Raw genomic sequence first — 23,173 nt, forward strand, 5'->3', positions numbered from 1 at the left:
ACTCTAATACTCATATTTGCCAGATAAATCCGGATACTCAAATGCAAAAACGTTTTTGCATCCGGAACAAATTGAGAAAGTCTGAAAACTGATAACGATTATTTATTTCCAAAACATTTCTGACATGAAAAGAACTGCTTTATTATTCATGATCTTTCTACTTTTCTGTGCCCCGGGGTTTGCACAGAACACAACAGTTACCGGTACTGTTTATTCAGCACTGGATAGTACAACGCTAAGCGATGTTTCTGTCGTAGTGAAAGGATCATCCGGAGGAACCACAACTGGTGGAAATGGCACCTTTTCTCTGACAGTGAGCAGCCAGGCAACATTGGTTTTTTCCTCCGTAGGCTTTACCACACTGGAAGTTCCGGTGAACGGTCGTTCGGTAATTAATGTTTATCTCGAACAGAGTTCAACAAATCAGTTAAGTGAAGTTGTGGTTACAACTGCACTGGGTATCAAAAAACAACAAAAAACATTGGGTTATGCTGTACAGGAAGTCAACGGCGAAACGATGGCAAAAACCAAAATGCCAACAGCTGTGGGCGCATTAACCGGTAAAGTTGCTGGTCTTAACATCATCAACACCACTGATCTTTTCCAGAATCCTTCAATATCCCTGCGTGGACGCACGCCTTTGATTGTTATTGATGGTATTCCTGATCCGACTGCAGATCCGTACAAGATCAATGCTGATGATATTGAAAACATTACTGTTCTGAAAGGAACAGCTGCCGGTGCGTTGTATGGTGCGCTGGGTGTAAATGGTGCAATATTGTATACGACCAAAAAAGGGAAAAAAGGGAAACTGGTGGTTGAAGTAAATTCATCAACGATGTTCCAGACCAGCTATACTGTTGTTCCGAAAGTGCAGACACAATACGGAAACGGTGACGCAGGAAAATATGCATATGTGGATGGTTCCGGTAACGGTACCGAAGGTGGTGGATGGATCTGGGGACCAAAACTGGATGTGAAAGATCCGAGTACACCCAGTGGATATTGGGAAACCACTCAATACAACAGCCCGGTTGATCCAAATACAGGACAACTCGTGCCTCTTCCATGGGTCTCCCGCGGTAAGGATAATATCAAAAATTATTTCCGGACAGGCGTCCTTTCCACCAACAGCGTCTCTGCGTCGATCGGAAGTGACCGTGGTTCATTCCGGGCATCGGCAGCACATATTTATCAGAAAGGCGTGGTGCCGAATACAGATGTAAATAACTCATCATTTTCAATAGGCGGTAACTACAACCTGACATCCAAATTCAATGTCGATGCCAAGCTCACGTATAACCGCGAATACTCCGACAACTATCCTACTATCGGCTACGGACCACCGAACATTCTGTATAACCTTTTACTCTGGATCGGACCGGATATCGACATCCGTGATCTGCAGGATTACTGGGTGAAAGGAAAAGAAGGTTTACAACAGAAAAATTATAACCTTTCCTGGTATAACAATCCATATTTTATCGCAAACCAGTTGCTTAACGGTTACCGTCGCAGCAACAGTTTTGGCCAGGTAACTTTTGATTACAAATTCGCAAAAGACTTCTCTGCAAAACTGCGTACAGGCTTTAACCAGTTCTCGATAGACCAGGATGTGAAAGAACCATATTCATATATAGCATATGATTACATTTCGAGAGGAAATTACTCCATCACTGCATCAAACTATTTTGACATTACCACTGATCTTATCCTGAATTACAGACACGATTTCGGTGATAACCTGGGTGTAAGTGTGACCTTAGGTGGTGCAAATGCATACCGTATTGAAAAAGCTGTTTCATCATCTACTGATGGGTTGACCATACCTGAATACTATAACCTCAGCAACACCATCAATCCCATAAGATCTTCCAACTATCAACGCGAACGCAGAACCGGCAGCGTTTACGGAATGATCGATCTTGAAGCATTGAAATTTTTGTATTTCTCATTTACAGGTCGCTATGATAAAACATCTACACTTCCTGTAAAAAACAATGGTTATTTCTACCCTTCATTCGGTGTTTCTGCTGTGTTGAGCGACGTGCTGAAACTGCCTGAACCTATTTCTTTCCTGAAGGCCCGTGCTTCATGGGCGAAGGTGAATACAGGTTTTATCAACAGCGGAGATCCTTATGCGCATCTGACAACGTATAGCATCGGCCAGAAATGGAACAACGTTCCTTCACTCGTTTGGCCGACAACATCCATTTCACCGGATCTCGTTCCGGAAACAGTTTCCTCTGGTGAATATGGAATCGCAGTCGGTTTGTTTGGAAACAGGTTGATGCTGGATGCAACTTATTTCAGAAATAAGGACTATAACAATTTCGTAAACGTACCACAGAGCCAGGCCAGCGGTATTACATCGATCCTGAAAAATGCGAATGTTTATATCCGTCGTGGCTGGGAATTTATGATCAGCGGTGTTCCGATCAAAGGAAAAAATTTCAAATGGGAATCCGGATTTAATTTCTCAACAGTTCATCGCTGGCTGGAAGATGCAACGGAAAGTCCTGACGGATACATTGGTACGCTGAAAGAAGGCGATCGCACGGATAAAATCTTCACATGGGAATCACGTACACCCGATGGAAGAGCGATTTATGAGACCAATGGAATGCAGGCATGGAGTCCATATGCACAGTTCTTTGGCTATGATGATCCCGATTGGATTTATGGATGGCAGAACACTTTCACCTACAAAAATGTAACCCTGAGTTTTTCGGTTGATGGTCGTATCGGTGGTTTGATTTATTCTACAACCAACCAGAAAATGTGGTGGGGCGGTACAGCTCCCGGTACCGTTAACCAGTTCCGTGACGATGCAAACGCAGGCCAGAGTACTTATGTTGGACCAGGTGTTGTGGTGACCGGTGGTGATGTACAATACGACAGTCATGGAAATATCATCAGCGATACACGCAAGTACACAGAAAATACAACTGCGGTGAACTATATCAGTTTTATGCAGACAACCAGTGGCGGCATGCTGAACAATTATTTCTATTACAAAGGAAGTTATCTGAAAATGCGTGAGTTGGTGGTCACCTATAATTTCCCTCAGAAATGGACAAAAAATGTGTTCAGTTCAGCTTCGATTTCCTTTATCGCCAACAATCTTTTCCTGATTGCAAAGCTGCCGAATGTTGATCCGGATGCGGAAAGTGATAACCTGCAGACTCCATCCATGCGCAGCCTTGGTGTTAACCTTAACCTCAAATTTTAATCTCGTAAAATGAAACAAATAAAATTATTCACGGTGGTACTGTTGCTGGCGATTTTCAGCTCCTGCGAAAAATTCCAGGATTTCCAGGTGAACCCAAACAACCCAACAGTGGCAGATCCTTCTCTCCTGCTGCCTAATATTGAACTCAGGGCATTCAGCAACATTTCGCTCGATGCGGCGCTCGCAAGTCGCTACCTTGTCTATACACAATCATCTAGCAACAGTCAGTATTACGGCTGGCAGAGGAACAGTATGAATTATGCGGATATCAGCCAGGTGGTAAAAATGGAACAGGAAGCTGCCAGGGTGGGCAAACTGAATTATCGCTACCTGGGTAAATTTTTCAGATCCTATTTTGTTGTCAATATGACGCAGATCTTTGGCGACATCCCTTATTCCCAGATGATGCAGAGTATACAGAATGGAAATTTTGATTCTTCTGCTGCGCGACCTGCTTACGATAAACAGGAAGACATTTATCTGGGCGTTTTGAATGATCTGAAAATTGCAGCTGATTCACTTTCATCCGATCAAACACCGATCGGTGCGGATCTCATTTATGGAAATAATATTGAGCAATGGAAAAAGCTCGTCAACTCTTTTACACTTCGTGTGCTGATGAGTCTTTCAAAAAAAGAAGGCAATGGTAATCTCAATATTAAACAGCGTTTTAACGAGATCGTTTCCAACCCTTCAAAATATCCATTGTTTGAATCGAATGCAGATAATGCACAACTGAATTATGTTGACATCACCGGGAACCAGTACCCCTATTTTAACAGCAATTCCGTAAAAACAGATTATTACCTGGACAGTTCATTTGTAGATATTCTCCAGGAATTTAAGGATCCCCGCCTGTTTACATTCGGAATGCCGACAACTGCTTCAGGATTGCCTGCCAATAATTTCAATGCTTATGATGGGTTGATAGGAAGTGCCGCTCTTGCTTACAATACCAACAAACGCGGGTTGGGTAAAGCATCCCAGATTAACGACAGGTACGCTTATGATGCAATCAATGAACCGAGCGTATTAATGGGTTATGCTGAGTTGCAGTTTATTCTTGCCGAAGCTGTCGTTCGCGGCTGGATCACCGGCAATGCAGACACTTATTATAAAAAAGGAATTGAAGCATCGCTCCAGTTTTCCAATTTCAACAATACATATTCATCTGCTACCATTCAGGATTACCTGGCACAGCCCATCATTACTCTTCAACCGGGGAAAGAGATAGAACAGATCATCACGCAGAAGTACATCAGTATGTACATGAACAGCGGCTGGCAACCTTTTTTCGAACAGCGCCGCACCGGCTTTCCTGAATTTGAAACTGCAGGCGACGGCATCCTGAATGATGGAAAAATCCCGAAGAGATGGATGTATCCAACGGACGAGTACAACAACAATGCAGTGAATGTTGAAAATGCGGTGAAAAGTCAGTATCCCGGAGGGGATGATATTAATGGTGTGATGTGGATCGTACAATAGCTAATGTTGAACGTTAAACGTAGAACGTTAAACGTAAAACGTTAAACGTAGAACGTCGAAAACGGGGAGATGAGATTTTCATCTTCCCGTTTCCTTTCCGAACTTTCCCTTTCCGGCGACATTGGAAATCATCTGAGCCCTCAAATACTTTGAATCAAAAAATCAGCACAACCGAATCTGAAATGAAAGCAACAATTCTTTCCATAACCATTTTTCTTTTTTCGTTCACCGCTTTTACACAGAATAATAAGAAGGCAATTTTTGTAATTGTTGATGGTATTCCTGCAGATCTTATTGAAAAACTGGAAACACCCAATCTTGATGCCATCGCCAAGGTGGGTGGGTACACCCGTGCACATGTCGGCGGAGAAAAGGGAACATATTCTCAATCACCCACCATTTCAGCAGTGGGATACAATCACCTGCTGACAGGCGTGTGGACCAACAAACACAATGTCTGGGACAATGACATAAAGGATCCTAACTACCATTACTGGACGATCTTTCGTTTTTTGAAGCAGGAGTACCCGCAGAAAAAAGCGGCCGTATTTTCAAGCTGGCTCGATAACAGAACGAAACTGGTGGGCGAAGGTCTTTCACAAACCGGCAAACTGCAACTGGATTATCATTTCGACGGACTTGAACTGGATACGGTCAATTACCCCCACGATAAGGATGCCAACTATATGCATCGCATAGACGAAGCTGTAGTTGACAACGCCGCAGAATATATCCGAACGGAATCTCCTGATCTTTCCTGGGTGTACCTGGAGTATACAGATGATATGGGACATAAATATGGTGATGGTCCTGAATTCTATCGCGCGATCGGTTTGATGGACAAACAAATGGGAAGACTCTGGGAAGCCATACAATACCGTGAAAGGACATTTAAAGAAAATTGGGTGATCTACATTACCACAGATCATGGCCGCGATTCAGCCACTGGCAGAAATCATGGCGGTCAGTCTACCCGTGAACGTGGAACATGGATCGTTACCAATGCAAAAGGACTGAACGATTATTTTAAAACCGGTAATCCGGGTGTAGTGGACATCATGCCTTCCATCGCGAAATTTATGAATGTTCATATACCAAAAGATCAATTGATGGAGGTGGATGGAATTCCCCTTACCGGCAGACTCTCGGCCATTGCGCCTGTCGCTACCATAGAAAACGGAAAACTGAAATTGAGCTGGAAGGCGTTGGATAAAAAAGGCAATGCAAAAATCTGGGTGGCGAATACCAATAATTTTAAAACCGATGGTTCAAAAGATGAGTATAAACTGATGGCGACGGTGCCGGTGTCAAAGCAATCAGCCATAATCGATCTAAAAAATACGACGTCGGATTTCTACAAGATTTATATTGAAATGCCGGAGAATTCGCTGGTAAGATGGGTGGTTAAAGAAGCCGCTCAGCAGTAGGCGGCAGAAGTGGGAAGGAGATAGTTGCAGGGACTTACTGCCTGGAGAGTCTAATAAACAGGCTGGAAATTAAAATTCGCCGGCCTGACCATCCGTGAGGCCAAGATGTCTGCACCAAGAAAATCCGACACTGAATAATGGTAGAGCCGCGATGCTTCGTGGCTCTTTCATTTTACACCACCTGTATTTTCCTTACATTTTCATTTTTGCTTTGATACCAGACCTTGATCGACTACCGACCACCGACTTCCGGCTTTTTCCAGCCTCGCTGGTTATTCATTTAATCAGCATCAAAATGCTTTTGGTAACTTTTACTCATCAAACTATTAACGACGACAAACCGACTGCCATGAAATCCTTTCAATTACTACTATTGCTCGTTCTGTTTTCATTTTCTTCTTCCGCGCAAAAAAAATATACGGAAACACCCAAAGGAAATTTTACCCTGGTTCAAAATAACGGTGGGCAGACCCTGGGTTATTCTCCTGGTTCCGGGGTAAAAATTATCAGTGCCGATGGCTTTGCATTTAAAGATCTCAACAGGAATGGCGTATTGGATAAATTTGAAGACTGGCGCCTTCCTGCAGCTACGCGCGCAAAAGATCTTGCTTCGAAATTAAAAATCGAGGAGATCGCCGGACTGATGCTGTACTCCGCACATCAATCGGTTCCGGCGCGAAGCTCAGGCTATTTCTCTGGCACTTATAACGGAGCTCCTTTCAAACCCGGTGAAACCGATCCGACGGAACTTACAGATCAGCAGAAAAAATTTCTGAAGGAAGATCATCTCCGCCATGTACTCATCACTGTTGTACAATCGCCGGAAATCGCTGCTCAGTGGAATAATAAGCTACAGGCCTATTGCGAATCCCTGGATAACGGAATACCCGCAAATAATAGTTCTGATCCAAGGCATGGTACCCGGGCAAAAGCCGAGTACGATGCCGGATCCGGTGGAGAAATCTCGATGTGGCCGGGTACACTTGGCCTCGCTGCAAGTTTCGATCCTGCGCTGGCAGAAGCCTTTGGACAGATAGCTGCAACAGAATATCGTGCTTTGGGAATCACCACCGCACTTTCGCCGCAGGTGGATATCGCCACCGAACCCAGGTGGATAAGGTTCAACGGAACATTTGGTGAAAGTCCCAGTCTCTCTGCTGCAATGGCAGAAGCTTATTGCAATGGATTCCAGACTTCGACTGGGAAAAAAGAAATACGTGATAACTGGGGTTTTGGTTCGGTCAATGCGATGGTGAAGCACTGGCCGGGTGGTGGAGCTGGCGAAGCCGGCAGAGATGCGCATTATGCAAACGGAAAATTCGCAGTATATCCCGGCAACAATTTCGACGCACACCTGATACCTTTTATAAATGGTGCTTTTAAGCTCAAAGGAAAAACGAAAACCGCTTCAGCAGTGATGCCGTACTATACGATCTCCTGGAACCAGGATAAAAAGAATAATGAAAATGTCGGCAACAGCTATAACCAGTTTCTTATTAATGACCTGCTTAGAAATAAATATAAATATGATGGAGTGGTTTGTACCGACTGGGGAATCACCGGTGATCATAAATCAATGGATAATTTCCTGGATGGAAAATCATGGGGTGTGGAAAGTCTGAGCCTCGCGGAAAGACATTATAAAATTCTGATGGCTGGAGTAGATCAGTTTGGTGGTAACAATGATGCAAAACCCGTGATTGAAGCTTACCAGATCGGAGTGAATGCCCATGGCGAAGCAAAGATGCGTGCAAGAATGGAAGCCTCCGCAGTAAGATTACTGATGAATATTTTCAGGGTGGGACTTTTTGAAAATCCATATCTGGACCCTGCAGAGACAAAGTCGATTGTAGGCAAGCCGGAATTCATGAAAGCTGGTTATGATGCACAGTTAAAATCTGTGGTGATGCTGAAAAACAAATCAAACGCGTTGCCGGCTACAGGAAAGAAAACAGTCTATATGCCGAAGAGATTTGTTGCTGCCAGCAGGAATTTCCTTGGTGTAGAATCACCCTCAACCAATGATTATCCTTTCAGTATCGATCTTGTAAAAAAATATTTTAATGTTACTGATAATCCCAACGAAGCTGATTTCGCTCTTGTGGTAATACAGAATCCACTTCCGTCTGGCGGTTATGACAAAACTGATCTGCAGAAGGGTGGTAATGGTTATATACCGATCAGTTTACAGTACAACACTTATTCGGCTACCGGTGCCCGTGAAACAAGTATCGCCGGCGGCGATCCGATGGAGAGTTTCATTAACAGATCATATAAAGACAAAACGACCATCGCCTCAAATTCTACCGATGCTCAGTTGGTAAATGAAACCTATGCGAAGATGAATGGTAAGCCTGTTGTGGTTGCGATCCAAACAACCAACCCGATGGTATTTTCAGAAATAGAAAAATCTGCCACTGCTATACTCGTGAGTTTCGGAGTTCAGGACCAGGCCATCCTGGATATTATTTCCGGAAAGGCCGAACCCTCTGCCCTTCTTCCCATGCAGATGCCTGCAGATATGGGCATCGTTGAAAGTCAGAAAGAAGATGTGCCCTTCGACATGAATTGTTATAAAGATTCCGAACGAAACATTTATGATTTCGGATTTGGTATGAACTGGAAGGGGATAATCAGGGATGCCAGAGCAGGGAAATTCCGGAAATAAGAGGGGAAAAAATAAAATCAGTTCTTTTCATGGAATCATTTCACCGTGAAATCAAATCATTTTGCGAGGAGAAATTCATTTTTTACCTGGATGATCAACTTATCCATCGGGACAGACATGTGAAATCCTGAATGATTTTTCATAGCCTTTCTTCTTTTCAACCTAAGCTCTCAGGAAAGGGAATATTCGATAAAAACGATAAAATCAAAAATAAGGTATTCTTCTGAAAGCCTGTACCATGGCTGATTTCATTCCAATCAGCAATCATTGCCTGACTATACCGGGTGCGATTTTTCTTACAAACTGAATACTATTTCTTTTGAAAAAACGATTATATGATCCGGTTCAAAAAAGCGGTTCCCTAGGGAAAAATGGGCGTTTCAGAGGAACTCCCTTTGTGTTTCCCTCTTAAAATCTGTGCATATTAAGTGAACTACTTTTTTTGCCTAGGGCATTGCTAGGAGAAATTCTATCTTACCTTTATTAAAACAGACTTGAAAAAAGTCATTTATTAACCCGTTAAATAACGATTATACTATATGGCAAAAGCAGCAAAAAAAGCAGCTAAGAAAGCAGCTCCAAAAAAAGCCGCCGCAAAGAAGGCAGCTCCTAAGAAAGCAGTAAAAAAAGCAGCACCCAAAAAAGCAGCTCCAAAAAAAGCAGCGAAACCAGCAAAAAAGAGCGCCCGTAAAGCACCAGCAGGATTTACAGCTCCATTGACTCCAAGTGCTACACTCGCTGAAATCGTAGGTGCAAAAGCACTTCCACGTACAGAGATCACTAAAAAAATCTGGGACTATATCAAAAAGAATGGCCTCCAGGACAAAGTGAACAGAAGAATGATCAACGCAGATGGAAAGCTGAAATCATTATTTGATGGTAAAGGCCAGGTATCTATGTTCGATCTCACTAAGTTTGTTTCTAAACATGTAAAGAAATAGTCTGATTTATCAGATTCAAAATAACAACTCCTCCGGTATCCCCGGGGGAGTTTGTTTTTTCGCTCAACGTTAAACGTTCAACGTTCAACGTTAAACGTAACTACTTCTCAGCTTTTTTCCTTTTATTTATATATCAAACAAGTACTTGCCATTCCATGATGAAAATCGACTACACTATTTCTCCGGAATCGTTACAATCCTTGCTCAATCAATTCTGGGAATTATCTGCAGCCAAAATAAAACTGATTGACAAAAACTACGATGCCGCCAAAGGCTCTCCGGTATTTACTGTAGCCGGGAAATATTCAACAAGAGGTTGGACGGAATGGACGCAGGGCTTTCAATATGGTTCTGCGATTCTTCAATACGATGCAACAGGAGACGATTATTTCCTCGGATATGGTCGCGCAAAAACCATTAACGTGATGGCTCCGCATGTGAGTCATACCGGTGTTCATGATCATGGATTCAACAATGTAAGCACCTACGGAAATCTGCTCCGGCTTATGCGTGAAAATAAAATTGCACATGATGAATGGGAGAAAAATTTTTACGAACTCGCTTTAAAAATTTCCGGTGCTGTACAGGCAGGTCGCTGGACGACAATAAAAGATGGTGGATTTATTCACTCGTTCAACGGTGCTCATTCATTGTTTGTAGATACCGTTCGTTCCTGCCGTTCATTAATGTTGAGTTATGCTCTCGGACATGTGATGCAGGGTGAAGGTGATGTCAGAATAAACCTCCTCGATCGCGCTATTCAACACTTGCAGGCAACTGCGAGATATTCTGTTTATTATGGTGAAGGTCGCGACAGTTATGATTTACGGGGACGAACTGCACACGAATCAGTATTCAATGTGAAAGATGGAAATTTCCGATGCCCGAATTCCCAACAGGGTTTTTCCGGATTTACCACCTGGACACGCGGATTGGCATGGGCCGTTTGCGGATTTGCAGAAGAACTTGAATGGCTTGATAGCCGGCCAGAAAAAGATTTTGAAAATCATGGAGGCAAAAAAGAAATAGAAAAACAAATGCTGAGGGCAGCAGCAGCAGTGTCTGATTTTTATATTGAATATTCCTGTACCGATGGCGTTACGTATTGGGATACCGGCGCCCCGGACCTTTCAAAGCTGGGTGACTTTAGGAATCGTCCTGCAGATCCTTACAACGATTTCGAACCCGTCGATAGTTCGGCTGGTGCAATTGCCGCACAAGGCTTGCTCAGACTTGGAAATTATTTGAAAAGCAAGGGACAGGATGAAGATGGAAAACGTTACTGGCAGGCAGGCCTTACCGTTGTAAAAACTTTGTTGCAGGAACCATATCTCAGCACGGACAGTAATCACGAAGGATTGTTATTACACTCCATTTACCATCGGCCTAACGGCTGGGACCACACGCCAACAGGATCAAAAATACCGAATGGTGAATCAAGTATGTGGGGCGATTATCATATGCGTGAAGTTTGTCTATACCTGCATAAACTCATCAGCAAAGAAAAATATTATACCTTTTTTAATTGTCTTGCATGAGTGCAAAACCGTTGACCAACCTCGAACAGTTATGCATACATACGATCACCACAAAACCCTGGGCGATTGAAGATGCTGTAAAGCATTTTGCTGCCAGCGGTGTAAAAGGAATTACTGTATGGCGCGATGCACTACACAACCGGGATATCAAAAAAACCGGTGAGATGATTCGTAACGAAGGGTTGAATATCGTATCACTTTGTCGTGGCGGTTTTTTTCCTGCTGCAGATAAGCAAAAAAGAAATGCTGCCATCGACGATAATAAAAAAGCAATAGAGGAAGCCGAAGCACTGGGCGCACCTCTGATTGTTCTCGTTTGTGGAGCAGATCCTGCTCAATCGCTGGAGGACTCTCGTACCCAGATACAGGAAGGAATTGAAGAAATCGTTCCGGTTGCATCAGCCGCCGGTGTAAAGCTGGCGATAGAACCCCTGCATCCAATGTATGCTGACACCAGATCCGCGATTAATACTTTGGCGCAGGCGAATGACATAGCCGGGAAGATTGATTCACCACACGTTGGTGTTGCCGTGGATGTATATCACCTCTGGTGGGATCCTCACCTGAAACCGGAGATAGAACGTTGCGGCAGAAACAATCATTTGTTTGCATTTCATATCTGCGACTGGAACACACCAACAACAGATCTTTTACTTGATCGTGGATTGATGGGTGACGGATGCATCCCGGTAAATGAAATACGCGGCTGGGTGGAAGCAACAGGTTTTAATGGATTTTATGAAGTAGAAATTTTCTCGAATAAATACTGGTCGATGGACCAGCAGGATTTCCTGAAAAAAATCATCAGCGCATACAAGGAAAAATCATAGAAATGAAAGAACACAGAATAGGTATTATCATGAATGGCGTAACGGGGCGAATGGGCACCAACCAGCACCTGCTTCGTTCGATCGCGGAAATCATCAGACAGGGAGGCGTGAAAATCGGGGCTGGAGAAACGATCATACCTGATCCGGTGCTGGTCGGTCGCGACATCGATAAACTAGAAAAACTGAAATCGATTTCAGGGATACAAAAGATCACCACCGATCTCGATTCTGTTTTAAATGATAAATCATACTCTGTTTATTTCGATGCACAGGTAACTGGGCGACGTGCAGATGCAGTAAGACGCGCGGTTGACCTGGGCAAACATATCTATTGTGAAAAACCGGTGGCAACCGATACTGCCACTGCCCTTGAGCTTTACGAATTATGTAAAAGCAAAGGTGTAAAACACGGTGTCGTCCAGGACAAACTCTGGTTGCCCGGAATACTAAAACTGAAAAGATTGATCCAGCAGGGATTTTTTGGAAAGATATTATCTGTTCGCGGGGAATTTGGCTACTGGGTTTTTGAAGGTGATAGTATCGCAGCACAAAGACCTTCATGGAATTACAGGAAAGAAGATGACGGAGGAATTATTGTTGATATGCTTTGTCACTGGCGATATGTTCTTGACAACGTTTTTGGGAAAGTGCAATCGGTTTCCTGCCTTGGTGCAACGCATATACCTGAACGCGTAAACGAAAATGGAAAACGTTACTCCGCAACGGCCGATGATGCTGCGTATGCTACTTTCCAGCTCGAGAACGGGATCATAGCACAATTCAATTCATCCTGGACGGTAAGGGTAAGAAGAGACGACTTGCTGACTTTACAGGTTGATGGCACGAAAGGTTCTGCGGTTGCCGGGCTGCGTGAATGTTATATTCAGCATTATGGCAATACACCGAAACCTGTATGGAACCCCGATATTGCACAGCCGATCAATTTCCTTGAGGGATGGGCAAAAGTTCCCGAGCAGGAAACTTATGACAATGCATTCAAAGCCCAGTGGGAATTATTCCTCAAACATGTAGTAAAAGGCGATCCGTTTCCATGGGATATGCTGGAAGGTGCAAAAGGTGTTCAGCTGGCAGAAAAAGGTATCGAAAGCTGGCAGAAGAGAGCGTGGGTGGATATTCCTGAGCTCTGATTTCCGGGACAATCCTGTTTACTATTTGCAATTGGGTTAAATATATCAGCAGATGAAAAAAGTGGCATTAATTACAGGTGGGAGCCGGGGCATCGGTTTTGGAATCGCCTTACAACTGGCGGAAACTGGTTTTGACATTGCCATCAACGGTGTCCGGGAACAATCACAGGTGGAAGACGCGATCGGTCAGCTAAAATCTTCAGGTGCAAACGTTATTTATTGTCGCGGGAATATTTCATCATCCGAAGACAGAGCGGGGATACTGGAAGAAATAAATTCTCATTTCGGCAGATTACATGTATTGGTTAATAATGCAGGTATGGCTCCCCGTGAGCGACGCGATATTCTTGAAGCAACAGAAGAAAGCTTTGATGAGGTTGTCTCAACCAATCTGAAAGGCCCGTATTTTTTAACGCAGAAAGTTGCCCGCTGGATGATCGAACAACAGGATAATGACGCTGGATTCTCCGGCTGCATTATCAATGTCTCTTCGATTTCTGCAACGGTAGTTTCCGTCAACAGGGGCGAATACTGTATTTCGAAAGCAGGCGTCAGTATGGCGACACAATTGTTTGCAGCCAGGCTTGGTCAGTACAATATCCCGGTGTTTGAAGTGAGGCCGGGAGTGATTTATACCGACATGACAGCTGGCGTCAAGGATAAATACGATCAGCTGATCTCCAACGGACTTTGTGTGACGAATCGCTGGGGACAATCAGAAGACGTGGGCAAAGTGGTTGCAGCTTTGGCGGGTGGTGGCTTTATGTATTCTACCGGACAGGTGATTATGGTGGATGGCGGGTTGACAATTCCGAGACTTTAAAGAATAATGATGTTTCTGGTATTTCCGGAAGCTCGTACAAAAAAATAAACAGGAATGGAATCTGTTCAACGACCGGTAGCAAAAGAATTGATCCGTGTACCCGTGCTCGTGGCTGCATTGGGCTATCTCGTCGATATGTATGATCTTTTCCTCTTTAGCATCGTAAGGGTACCCAGCCTGAAGTCTCTTGGACTCAGCGATGATGAAGTATTGAAGGATGGTGTTCTCTTACTTAACCTGCAAATGGCGGGTCTGCTGATTGGCGGAATTGTATGGGGGATCCTCGGTGATAAAAAAGGTCGGTTGTCCGTTTTATTCGGCTCGATATTAATTTACTCTCTTGCAAATATTGGAAACGGTTTTGTACAATCCGTCAGCACATATGCGATTCTACGGTTTGTCGCAGGTTTTGGTCTAGCAGGTGAACTGGGCGCAGGCATCACCCTTGTATCTGAAATTCTGCCCAATCGTATACGTGGCTATGGGGCCACGTTAGTTGCTACGCTTGGTGCTTTAGGTGCATTACTCGCCTATCTCGCTTCTACCCTTTTCGACTGGAGGGTTTCCTACATCATCGGTGGATGCCTTGGATTGTTGCTGCTCATCATGCGGATCCGCGTTTTTGAGTCAGGTGTATTTGTAAAATTGAAAGAAACAAAAATCAGGCGCGGAGATATCCGGATGATCTTTAACAACAAGAAACGCCTGAAGAAATATCTTACGAGTATAATCATTGGGATGCCGATCTGGTTTGTTGCAGGCGTACTCATCACTTTCTCGCCTGAATTTGGAAAATCAATGGGTATCGTTGAACCCATCAATGCAGGAAAAGGAATTCTTTTTTATTTTGTTGGTCAGACATTCGGGAATATTGTCAGCGGCATTTTCAGTCAATATCTTCAAAGCAGAAAAAAAGTGATTCTCGGATTTCTCCTGATGTCATTTGCTTTCGCGATGTCCTTTCTTCTATATCCTTTCCAGAATGCAGCATGGCTTTACTTTATCATGGCATGCATCGGTTTCTGCAGCGGGTACTGGACGTTGTTTTTTACCGTCGCAGCAGAACTGTTTGGAACCAATCTTCGTGCAACAGTGGCCACTACAGTTCCCAATTTTGTTCGAGCAACCGCGATACCACTTACATCAGCATTTGTATTCCTTAAGACTGATTTTGGTACTACGAAGAGTGCTTTGATTGTTGGAGTGTTTACTTACCTGCTGGCTATTTCAGCACTTGCTTTTCTTGAGGAAACTTTTAAGAAGGATATTAATTATCACGAGGAGGTATGATGTTGAAAGTTAAACGTGTAACGTTAAACGTTAGCTTATCATCGTTATGGAGCAAAATTGAAAGTCTAAAGTCTGGTCCGGTTATTAAAAGTAGCTTATTCCGATCGGCAATAGGTGTTACACGAAAAAGTAATTTAGACCAAAGTCTGTTAATTACTGATCCAATACTTAACATCCATATTCTGAAACTCAGCCTCGTACGTTCTACGTTTAACGTTCTACGTCAAACATCATGGAAGCGCCGCTCCAACAGGAAGATCACAACGATGTCCGGGCTGACCGTGCTGCGGATTCGTTTTGCCGGAACCGGCGTTGAGTTGCGGCAATTGCAATTGAGAAGGTACCGGAGTAACTGCAGGTTGTTGTTGAGTCACCTGCGGTTGAGCAGCTGCAGCGACCGGAGCGGCTCCGTTAAGCGGAGATCCAACGGGTATATCGCAACGATGACCTGGTTCACCGTGTTTTGGATTCAACGGCCCATTGCTATTTGAAGAAACTGCTGGTAGGCTGATGGGCTGCGGATTCGCTATCGCCTGGGCGGTCGGTGCTGCAGTCGCCTGGCTAAGCGGTGATCCCACGGGAATATCACAGCGATGCCCGGGCTGACCATGTGCCGGGTTCAACGGACCAGAAGATGCAACAGCTCCTGCAGCCGGTGTTGCAGAAGTGGGTGCTGGAAGCGTAACCGGAGCCTGGGGAGCAGCTAAAGCCGCAGGCGCCTGTGGATTTACCAGCGAAGTTTTTTCACCACTGTCACAACTGGATAAAACCATTACTGATAACCCGATGACTGCCATTTTGATTTTGCCCGCTGACATATTAGAGGTTTATTATGCTAATTAACGGATTTCTAATGATTTAATTGTATTCCGACAAAGTCGGCGTATAAGTCCGGGTAATTAAAGTCAGCCCCTTGCCCCTCAAAAAACTCCTGTCCCTGCCTAAAGCAACGTCAACCATTTGTTCTTTACATTTGACATTCAACGAAGCCAATGAAAATAATTCTGTATTACTTTTTGATAGTCTCACTGATCACCGGCTGTAAAAAAACAGGTGGTGATGTTCCGCCACCAGAACCGGAAGTAGAAACAGCTCCTTTGCCCGCAGGAGCCAAAGACGGCGTTGCTTTTATCAACGACGGAAAATCGGCTATCATTACTCTTTATGCTCCGGAAAAAAGTTCTGTAGCCATCATCGGCGACTTCAATAACTGGAACGCGCAAACGGGGAAAATGAAGAACACACCAGATAAAAAAACCTGGTGGACGCAGATCGATAACCTCGAACCAGGTACAGAATATGCATACCAGTTTCTCGTAAATGGATCATTAAAAGTCGGTGATCCCTATTCCGAAAAAATCCTTGACCCCAGCAACGACCAATACATCAGTTCAACAGTTTACCCCGGACTAAAAGCATATCCTACAGGCAAAACGACCGGAATCGTAAGCGTGATGCAGGGTAAGCCAGCAGCTTACACCTGGAAGTACACCAATTTCAACAGACCGGAAAAAACCAACCTGGTTATTTATGAATTACTGATCCGGGATTTTTCTGGTGAGCACAGTTACGCATCAACACTTCAAAAAATTGATTACCTGAAAACACTTGGAATTAATGCAATAGAATTGATGCCCGTAAATGAATTTGAAGGAAACCTCAGCTGGGGATACAATCCCTCCTATTATTTCGCGCCGGATAAATACTATGGTACAAAAAATGCGTTGAAAAATTTTATAGATGAATGCCACGGAAAGGGGATCGCAGTTATCGTTGATATGGTTTTAAATCATTCATTCAGTCAGTCGCCGCTGGTGCAATTGTATTTTGATGGAACAAAACCAACAACCACGAATCCCTGGTACAATGCTGATGCGAAACATCCTTATAATGTCGGCTTCGATTTTAATCACGAAAGCGCCCAGACGAAAACCTTCGCAAAAAATGTAATTAAATTCTGGATACAGGAATACCATATCGATGGATACCGCTTCGATCTTTCCAAAGGATTTACGCAGAAACAATCTTCTGATGATGCGTCATTCGCTGCCTACGACCCAACGCGTGTTGCCATCTGGAAAGAATATAACAGTTTCATCAAAACAATTGATCCAAACAATTTTTATGTAATTCTTGAACATTTTGCAGATGTGCAGGAAGAAAAAATGCTTGCAGATGAAGGGATGATGTTGTGGGGGAACCTGAACTACAACATGAATGAAGCCACAATGGGCTGGCTTGGAAAATCCGATTTCAGCTGGGGATTTTACAAAAGACATGCTTTCGACAAAGCCGAAAACCTGGTGGCTTATATGGAAAGTCATGATGAAGAAAGAATCAATTTTAAAAACATCACTTATGGGAATGCCGCCGGAACCTATTCGATAAAAGCCAATCTGCCGGTATCGCTCACACGGTCTGAAATGGGAGCAGCATTTTACTTTGCAATGCCCGGGCCTAAAATGATCTGGCAATTCGGGGAGCTTGGATATGATATCAGTATTGAAACCAATGGGCGCACCGGAGAAAAGCCGATCAAGTGGGAATATTTTGATGACCCTAACAGAAAAGCCTTGTACAATGCCTACAGTAAATTTATCCAGCTCAGAAAAAACAACAGCATTTTTGAAACGCCTGAATTTACATATGATCTGACCGGAGCTGTAAAATACATCAAGCTAATGGATGGTGCTGCAACTGTAGTTGTTGTTGGTAATTTTGATGTAGTGAATCAAAATGCAAATATCAATTTCGGAGCAGCCGGTACATGGTATGACGCGGGCGGCGGTTCTATCAATCTCGGTTCAACAAATTATGTGGCAACGCTTTCACCTGGAGAATATCATATTTACAGCAACACGATTCTGCAATAGCATTATTCTTTTGTCTGATTAACTATGTAAGGTGAATGTTTTAAGTACCGTTCAATTTAGATGGGAATCATTATCATCTATGAGGCCGACCAGAAGCCGGTGAATAGGCCTGACCGACAGAGCGAAGGTACGGAGGAAGAAACAGCAACGGGTGATCAAATAAACTCGTTCAATTTTCATCGTTCATTGGTAATAAGATAGTGATAGTGGCGCCTTTGTCGGGAGCGCCATGCGCAGTTATTGATCCGCCATAACGTTGCACTATATTTTTACAGAGAGCCAGGCCCAGGCCTGTTCCTTCATACTGGTCTTTTGGATTGAGTCTTGCAAACGGCTGAAAAATCCGGTTGACATCTTCGGTTCTGAACCCAATTCCATTATCCTTTACCGTTACTTTGATCTGACGATCACCCGGACTGTAATCGGTTTCAGGTGTTTCGATTAATTCTGCTTCGATTGTTATCAACAGTTTTCTACCTTTTTTAGAAAACTTTAGCGAATTATTGATCAGGTTATAGAAAAGCTGATAAATTAAAACAGGAGAGGCTTTTATTACAGGCAGGTGATGATACTCAACATCCGCATTCTTAAGCTGGATCGTAATTTCAAGATCGCTCACTATATTATCCAGCAGGTCATTCAGATCGACATTTTCCAGCGGAGTATCCATTGCACCGAAAGAAGAGTACTGAAGAACACCTTCTATCATGGAATACATCCGGTTGGCAGCTTTTTCAATTTTCGACAAATAGTTTGCTGCGGCTTCCGGCAGTTCTCGCCCGAATTCATCTTTAATCCTGGCCGAGAAGGTCATTACTTTCCGAACAGGCTCCTTGAGATCATGGGACGCCACATGCGCGAATCGCTGCAAATCTTCGTTAGATCGATGCAACTCCCTTGTGCGCTCAGCAACCAGCGCTTCGAGTTCTTCACTGCTTTGTTTTAAGGCAGCTTCTGCCTTTTTTAGTTCAGTAATATCCCGCGTGGTACCTGCAACGGCTTCCACAACGCCGTGCTTATTGATGACAGGCACGAAAATATAATCGTATATCCTTTTGCCCAGTGTCGCGTGGGGGAAACTCACCTCTCCGCGGATTGGCTCTTTTGTTGCCGCCACATGATCGATCTCACGTTCATGCATCTCAGCATGCCAGGGCTCGTAACCGTTTTCCAGCAACCCGAATCCCACCGCATTCTCCCATGTCTTGCCCCACATATTCAATAGGGCCTTGTTGGCATAGATAAATTTATAATCCAGATCAAATACATAAATGAGGTCCGGGGTATTACCGGTAACCGCCTCGTATAACCGCTTTTGTTTGTCTGAAGCGCTCTGGAATTCTCTGAATGCATTTTCTGCCCTGATCCTTTCTGTGATGTCCCGGAATATCCTGGTAAAGCCAGTCGGCTCACCGTCCTTATTCCTGATCAGTGTGATTACACTCTCCGCATAAAACGGCGAGCCGTCCTTCCTCAGATTCCACTGAATGCTTTCAGCACGCCCGCTATGCAGCGCAAGCGCAATATCCTGCCCGGGAACGCCCGCCTTCCTGTCTTCTTCAGAATAAACCAGTTCTAGTGGTTTTCCAATGAACTCTTCCGACGAATAGCCGAGGATACGACCGATACTGGCGTTCCAGGTGATGATTTCGCCCTTTATATCGGTCATAAAAATTCCATAGTCGTAAGCACCATCAATGAGTTGCCGGTATTGTGCTTCGCTAAATTCAATTTTCTTACGTGCCATAACTTGTTCGGTCACTTCAAACCCCATGGCCATAATACCCGCTACATTTCCCTTTGTATCAAATATCGGTTGCAAAACATAAGTAAACCAGTTTTCTGCATGCTCCCCGCTCCTGAAAAACATGGCCTTCTCTTCGGTACCATGTTGAGGCTCTCCGGTTTCAAACGTTTTCACCAAAAGTTTTTCAAAAACCTGCCCCCTGAGCTCCGGGACCACTTCCAGCAAAGGCCTGCCAATAATATCAGCTTTTCTGTTGATCGTCTGAAGCATTGATTTATTTGCAAATTCAATAACCTGGTCATGCCCGCGCAACATCAAAAATATCCCTGGCGACTCCATTAACAACTCTCTCAGTTTCTGCTCTTCTGATTCAGGCTGGATCAGCATAATAGAATTCTGTTTTGAATATGTTTTAGGTAGAAAATGGCAATTTAAAAAACAGGTTTGTATCTAAATTGTTTTGCTTACAATGTATAATTTCGGATGGTCCTTTATATGGAAAAAGAAATTATACAGATTCTGCTCGCCGACGATGATGCCGATGACCAGGAACTTTTGATTGAAGCATTTTCAAAAACCGAACCACGTGTACAGGTTCATACCGTTGTTTTTGGGAAAGATGTCATAGCATATCTTGACACGCTTTCCGAAAGTCAATTGCCTGAACTGATCATACTGGATTACAATATGCCGGATTGCAATGGGGTTGAAGTATTGAGTCAATTGAACAAAGTTCCTCGTTACAAACAAATACCGGCCGTGTTGTGGAGTACCTCCAATGCTGACTTTTACCGTGAATCAGCTCAGCAAAACGGTGCGAGGGATTATTTCTACAAACCGCACCGGTTTGATGATGTGGTGAAATTGTCAAAAAAGATACTCAGTCACATCTATGCGTAAGTAAAATTAATCGGTTTACCTGTGTCAATGTAAACCAACCCTGGTACGACATTGAACCAATATTATTTCCGGACGAAGTCTTTTTTCTACCTCTTTTCAGTAAACCCTGCAGGTATTTCGAAAGTCGAAGCAGGCAGGTTTTCCCGCTTGAGCGATGTTACTTGCATTCCAAAATTACCCTGACCAGAAATGAATTCAATTTCCAGCGGGAAACCATCTATTCCTTCCACATAAAAACTGCTGTTTCCTTTCGAAGCCTGGCGGGCAATCGATCTCATGTCGAGGCCTTTGATTTCCGTTGTTGACCAGACATGTTGGGTGACTGATTTGCCCGATTCGTCAACATAGGTAACATCATATTTCGTGCAATTATAGTCGAGGATTTTTTTCGTTTCAGATGTCTTTGTGACTGTATACTTTCCTTTCGGTTTGGAAATCGTATCGGACACAGATAATGGTGTATATGTTTTATTGTCCCGGTCGATGCGATAACTCTGCTTTTTTGCTCCGACGGTTAGTATTTCGGTGCCGAATGTACCTCCCTGTGTAGTCACTAAAGAATTCGACCCTTTAATTTTTATTGTTGTTCCCTGTGGAATCAGGGCAGAAATGTTTCCTGCACCTAATGCTTTTTTTGCATTTTCCATCTGAGTTTTTAACTGCGGATTTTTATCCATCATTGCTTTAAACTCCGGTGTATTCATCTGCTCTTCCAGCTGTTTCAGCTTTTCCTGGTTTGCCGGATTGGAAAGCTCTTTATTCGCCTGCTCCATTTTTGCTTTGGTAGCTTCATCCAATTTTACGGCCCATACAATTGTTCCTTCAAAATTCTGAGCAAGTAGTTGAACCGGCAGGAAAATCAGTAATGCAATAATTGTTTTCATTGTAAAAGCATTGATCTTTTCAATTTACGTTTTTTCTGATGAGCATCATTAAGACAACCGAAGCTCGTATTTGTGACGGAAATTTTATTTCCAGGGTTATCTTAAAATAACCGGAATGCCGCATCTGCCTGTCAATAAACCCCGGATAACCTGCCTAATGGCCCATCTTGTTGATCATAGTACTTACGGCGGCAACTTAAATTGCCTATAAATAGTATATTGTCCAGACAATCGCCAGAATTCATGCCTGAATTTCACAACAGCTTCGTACACCTGCTTTTTATTGGATTAATTGCTCTTTTTCCGGTAGTCAATCCGATCGGATCTGCTTTTATTGTCAATCCCTATTTCAGTAACCTGACCAAAGATGAAAAGAAGCTCGCAGTAAAAAAGATCACTATCTATGCCTTTTTCATTTGCGTGGTGTCACTTTTTGCGGGTCACTGGATACTTGAGCTGTTTGGAATTTCTATCCCGATTGTACAGATCGCGGGTGGCACGATGATCTGCAAAATGGGTTGGGAATTTTTGTCCTCCGATAAATCGGATGACAAGCCAACAGATGCTGAGAGCAAACAGGCGCCGGATTCGGGCTATCAGAAGCTGCAGGATCAATTGTTTTTCCCCATCACGTTCCCCATCACTACAGGAGCTGGTACAGTGTCCGTACTTTTTACCTTGAGCGCACATTCGGCAAATAAAAACTGGGAAAGTTACCTGATCAACACCAGCGCGATCATTTTATCTATTCTGATCATGTGCTCGATGGTCTATTTCTTCTATCTGAATACAAAGACAATCATCAATTACCTTGGATCGAATGGCGAAAAAATTGTAAACAGGATTACAGCGTTTCTTATTTTTTGTGTAGGACTGCAGATTGCGGTGACGGGGATTAAAAGTCTTAACCTTTAATCGCTTTGCGTTCAACGTTAAACGTTCGACGCTGAACCTAAAATAGTAAAGCAACAACAGTTTCCCGTTATTGCTTTGCACAATGTCTTTCTGGCTTCATCTGGACATTGGTTTGGATCATACATTCATAGGATAAGGATAGTGGTTCGGTTGGGTTGGTTAGGCATTCATAGAATTGGATCAGAACTCAGGATGATCAGGGTTGTTTGGTTTTTTTCACGGACATTGGAACGGATGGTTTCAGGATAAAGGCTTCAATCAATCTTCAAGGTTTAGGATTTTATAAGGATGGTTTCATTGGATTTGTTACACAAAGAAACGCCGGATTCAGGCGCTGAAAAATAGTATCATCTACCCTTCATTTGTAATAAATGGAACTACGTAAAAAACATGCTGTGTAATTACGACCTCAGCCTGGAGACAAATACGATTTCCGCTGAAACCCGCTACCAGTGGGAATTTTAGCATT

General features: G+C 43.5%; 16 protein-coding genes. 13 read left to right on the top strand and 3 right to left on the bottom strand.

Translation table 11 applies throughout. The features are described from left to right. Positions 1-124: 124 nt before the first annotated feature. From P2W82_RS08580 to P2W82_RS08625, 10 genes are all read left to right on the top strand, one after another. Positions 125-3,232: a SusC/RagA family TonB-linked outer membrane protein gene (locus tag P2W82_RS08580; RefSeq protein ID WP_336515458.1), complete on the top strand. Its 3,108-nt coding sequence runs from the start codon at positions 125-127 to the stop codon at positions 3,230-3,232. Between the two features lie 9 nt (positions 3,233-3,241). Beyond that, a complete protein-coding gene (locus tag P2W82_RS08585; protein ID WP_336515459.1) occupies positions 3,242-4,720 on the top strand; it encodes a SusD/RagB family nutrient-binding outer membrane lipoprotein in 1,479 nt (492 codons plus the stop codon). A 182-nt stretch (positions 4,721-4,902) separates the two neighbouring features. Beyond that, positions 4,903-6,147: an alkaline phosphatase family protein gene (locus P2W82_RS08590; protein WP_336515460.1), complete on the top strand. Its 1,245-nt coding sequence runs from the start codon at positions 4,903-4,905 to the stop codon at positions 6,145-6,147. Positions 6,148-6,496: 349 nt separating this feature from the next. Next, a complete protein-coding gene (locus P2W82_RS08595; RefSeq protein ID WP_336515461.1) occupies positions 6,497-8,815 on the top strand; it encodes a glycoside hydrolase family 3 protein in 2,319 nt (772 codons plus the stop codon). Positions 8,816-9,354: 539 nt separating this feature from the next. Then, positions 9,355-9,756 carry an SWIB/MDM2 domain-containing protein gene (locus P2W82_RS08600; protein ID WP_336515462.1) on the top strand — a complete coding sequence of 134 codons (402 nt, stop codon included), beginning with the start codon at positions 9,355-9,357 and terminating at the stop codon, positions 9,754-9,756. 155 nt (positions 9,757-9,911) lie between these two features. Next, positions 9,912-11,294 (top strand): glycosyl hydrolase, encoded by a 1,383-nt coding sequence (locus P2W82_RS08605; RefSeq protein ID WP_336515463.1) that lies wholly within the window; start codon positions 9,912-9,914, stop codon positions 11,292-11,294. Continuing rightward, a complete protein-coding gene (locus P2W82_RS08610; RefSeq protein ID WP_336515464.1) occupies positions 11,291-12,124 on the top strand; it encodes a sugar phosphate isomerase/epimerase family protein in 834 nt (277 codons plus the stop codon). The genes P2W82_RS08605 and P2W82_RS08610 overlap by 4 nt, the downstream gene beginning before the upstream one ends. A 2-nt stretch (positions 12,125-12,126) precedes the next feature. Next, a complete protein-coding gene (locus P2W82_RS08615) occupies positions 12,127-13,272 on the top strand; it encodes a Gfo/Idh/MocA family protein (RefSeq protein ID WP_336515465.1) in 1,146 nt (381 codons plus the stop codon). A 52-nt stretch (positions 13,273-13,324) separates the two neighbouring features. Then, entirely contained in the window at positions 13,325-14,095 is a 771-nt protein-coding gene (locus P2W82_RS08620; protein ID WP_336515466.1) for a 3-ketoacyl-ACP reductase, read from the top strand. Positions 14,096-14,149: 54 nt separating this feature from the next. Next, a complete protein-coding gene (locus P2W82_RS08625; RefSeq protein WP_336515467.1) occupies positions 14,150-15,385 on the top strand; it encodes an MFS transporter in 1,236 nt (411 codons plus the stop codon). A 230-nt stretch (positions 15,386-15,615) separates the two neighbouring features. Here the strand turns inward: P2W82_RS08625 and P2W82_RS08630 are convergent, their stop codons facing one another. Then, positions 15,616-16,203 (bottom strand): hypothetical protein, encoded by a 588-nt coding sequence (locus P2W82_RS08630; protein WP_336515468.1) that lies wholly within the window; start codon positions 16,201-16,203, stop codon positions 15,616-15,618. Positions 16,204-16,377: 174 nt separating this feature from the next. Here P2W82_RS08630 and P2W82_RS08635 point away from each other — a divergent pair, with 174 nt between their 5' ends. Then, positions 16,378-18,258, top strand: coding sequence for an alpha-amylase family glycosyl hydrolase (locus P2W82_RS08635; RefSeq protein WP_336515469.1), 1,881 nt, complete (start codon positions 16,378-16,380; stop codon positions 18,256-18,258). 169 nt (positions 18,259-18,427) lie between these two features. Here the strand turns inward: P2W82_RS08635 and P2W82_RS08640 are convergent, their stop codons facing one another. Next, on the bottom strand, positions 18,428-20,392 hold the full coding sequence (locus tag P2W82_RS08640) for a PAS domain-containing sensor histidine kinase (protein WP_336515470.1): 1,965 nt from the start codon (positions 20,390-20,392) through the stop codon (positions 18,428-18,430). A gap of 108 nt (positions 20,393-20,500) precedes the next feature. Here P2W82_RS08640 and P2W82_RS08645 point away from each other — a divergent pair, with 108 nt between their 5' ends. Beyond that, on the top strand, positions 20,501-20,905 hold the full coding sequence (locus P2W82_RS08645) for a response regulator (protein WP_336515471.1): 405 nt from the start codon (positions 20,501-20,503) through the stop codon (positions 20,903-20,905). An 86-nt stretch (positions 20,906-20,991) separates the two neighbouring features. Here the strand turns inward: P2W82_RS08645 and P2W82_RS08650 are convergent, their stop codons facing one another. Next, positions 20,992-21,789, bottom strand: a complete 798-nt coding sequence (locus tag P2W82_RS08650) for a DUF4412 domain-containing protein (protein ID WP_336515472.1) — start codon at positions 21,787-21,789, stop codon at positions 20,992-20,994. A 243-nt stretch (positions 21,790-22,032) separates the two neighbouring features. On the opposite strand from P2W82_RS08650, the gene P2W82_RS08655 reads away from it, so the two are divergent. Then, complete coding sequence (locus P2W82_RS08655) at positions 22,033-22,704, top strand: MarC family protein (RefSeq protein ID WP_336515473.1); 672 nt, start codon at positions 22,033-22,035, stop codon at positions 22,702-22,704. Positions 22,705-23,173: the final 469 nt, after the last annotated feature.

Source organism: Pollutibacter soli, assembly GCA_029269725.1.
GTDB classification, from domain to species: Bacteria; Bacteroidota; Bacteroidia; order Chitinophagales; family Chitinophagaceae; genus Pollutibacter; species Pollutibacter soli.